Origin of the sequence: Bacillus sp. ISL-57, from assembly GCF_018613135.1 — a bacterium.
In the GTDB taxonomy this organism is placed as follows: Bacteria; Bacillota; Bacilli; order Bacillales; family DSM-1321; genus Peribacillus; species Peribacillus frigoritolerans.
On the sequence record NZ_JAGGQV010000027.1, the window covers coordinates 13891 to 16265 of the forward strand.

Here is a 2375-nt window from a genome sequence, read left to right on the forward strand (position 1 = left end):
TTTCTTCTTACAACAATCATCGTGATGGTCGTTATCGCAGCGTTTTTTCTTCTTACAAGACATAGAAATATCACTACTTTCTATTATTTGCTATCAATATATGCAAAGCAGATAAAAAAGGAAGTACTCTTGTCCATATTGATAAAAAATTTTGTATAGCGATCAATAACTATCGCTTAGAGGAAATGCATAAAATCCTGCATGTTTTTATCTGTTTTAGGTGGTACGCTTTAAATTAACCCCATTCGATTACATTCCTGTATTTTCTTTTTTCTAGTCACATCAGCTAAAATGCTGCACTGTTCGTCCAAATACAATTTATTTGGTTCGGATTTAATCGATAGACGCTTATCATTAGTAATCATCTTTTGCCAATAGCTAGAACCATCCATAAAAGTAACTTTGCAGTTTCTTATAGTTGATTTTTGGTAGTGGTAAAAAGCTTGGTTGCAACCTTCACTAGCTAAGGGAAGGTTGCAGAAATAACACTTCCACTTGGCTTGTTTGCTGGTGTAGTAGAGCTTGCAGATATTGTTTCGATAGTTGTTGTACCGAATTTAGCTGGTATTACATAACGTCAGAGTCATTCGAGACAAAGTAGTTAACATTGGGCTTATTCCTGTAACTATTACCATAACTGTTCTTGGTGGTACTGTTATACCCCCATTACAACTTCTATACCATTCCAGGAGCATACAGATTTTCCAGATGCTTGCCCTGAGGATATAGTAACAGAATCCCCATTTGTAATAGAAGGGATCTTTACTCAAGCTGGAGTACCAGTTGTTGACGTCGCAGGACTTCTTCCTGCTCCGACGACAGGCGGCCTGTTAGGCGGCGCGTAGGCAAGTTTTTTGACTTCAATAAAAAGAGCTTACACAGCCGTTTTCGAAATTTTAAAGTGGTACAATGTTTCAAATACGCCTAAGAAGAATCCCTCAACTGGTATCGATGACCTAAGACTAACTCTTACGAATCGACCAGGAACGGTAAATCCGAAGTTCTATTCTTTTTTCCTAAAAGTATAAATAGCAACCGTTTGTATAAAACGGTTGCTATATTTCATTGCTAAAAACGATTCCAAATTTTCTTTAAATCTAATGGTACGAATACTTTATCCCCATGTATTTCCTTATGTATAATGAGGTTTGGAAAGTATGAATCACTTAACTCTTCTTTTTTATGCCTAGCTGGGTTTATTCCTAAAAAATTTCTAAAGTCTTCAGGTAACCGCATCACACTAACTCCTTTTTTCTTTTTTTTAAGTAATCATTCTTAATATATCCATTAAGAATAACTTTATTTCTAATATGAGCGATTGCAAAATGTATTGTTTATCCTTATAAATAGACAGAACCACCCGTTAAAGGTGGTTCTGGAAAATGGATGTTATTTTATGAAGTGATTTATCTATTTTATTTTGTTCCAAAAAATATGTGAGTCCAATTGTATATACAAAGTTCAAAGAACGTTCGTAAAAGCAAATGCAAGTTCATGAACATTCGTACCTTTTTTTGTACTTAACCGAACGTTAAAACTTGCTGTTTCGTAAAGAAATGATATCGTTCGTTGAATGTATACTTTTATGAACGCTGGGACTTTCATTAAGATATAAAATGCCATCTATTGGGTTCAATAACAGTTAAGAACAGATAATATAAAATCAGAAACAGCAATTATTATAAAATTTAATTTCGTTTATTCCCCGTGAAAACTAGACAGTATCCAAGCGAGCAAATGACCCTGAAAAAGCTGTAACAGCTGAACCGGTAAAATCCTATTTATTAAACACAAAATCTTATAATTGAGTCACTCAATTGGATTCGGACAATACATAAGGATTTGAATGTACGATTTCATACATAAGCATTAACATTTTTCTTTGGGCATACCTTAGTTTTAAAGGGATAGAGTACTAAATACAGTAACCCGATAGGAGGGAATAACATCGAAAAATACATTAGTTCAATATGGTCAAACACTTCAACTTGTGGGTAGGACTTTAATTTATATTTCTAATAGGATGTATCCAGATTTTTTAGATGAAGAAATGAGAAATAATGATCAGTTCAGTATTGATCTACAAAATTCAATTAGTGTAGGTCAAAGTAACTTACAATCTCTTGAAACAATAATTCCTCCAAAATTCATTATGGAAGAACATCAGTTGTTAGTAAAATCTATTAAAGGATTGGTTGATGCTCTGGAAGATTTGTTACGTAGCATTAATTTAAAGATTTCGTTAACGATAAAGGAAACAGATTTGGAAAAAGAAATTTTAAATTTGAGAAAAAATGAGGAAAAGGTAAATGTTGCATCAAGGGAAGTTACCGAGAAAATAATATCGCCTTATAGAACTAACGGGTGCTTTAGCT

The 2375-nt window shown here is 33.3% G+C and carries 3 protein-coding genes; 1 reads left to right on the forward strand and 2 read right to left on the reverse strand.

Going from position 1 to position 2375, the window contains the following annotated elements; translation table 11 throughout:
* Window positions 1-230 precede the first annotated feature (230 nt).
* Complete coding sequence (locus J7I90_RS27895) at window positions 231-365, reverse strand: hypothetical protein (RefSeq protein WP_285289468.1); 135 nt, start codon at window positions 363-365, stop codon at window positions 231-233.
* 703 nt (window positions 366-1068) lie between these two features.
* On the reverse strand, window positions 1069-1236 hold the full coding sequence (locus J7I90_RS24585; RefSeq protein ID WP_214774233.1) for a hypothetical protein: 168 nt from the start codon (window positions 1234-1236) through the stop codon (window positions 1069-1071).
* Between the two features lie 787 nt (window positions 1237-2023).
* Between J7I90_RS24585 and J7I90_RS24590 the strand changes: the two genes are divergently transcribed.
* The coding region (locus J7I90_RS24590; protein ID WP_214774234.1) for a hypothetical protein at window positions 2024-2375 on the forward strand (352 nt) is incomplete at its 3' end.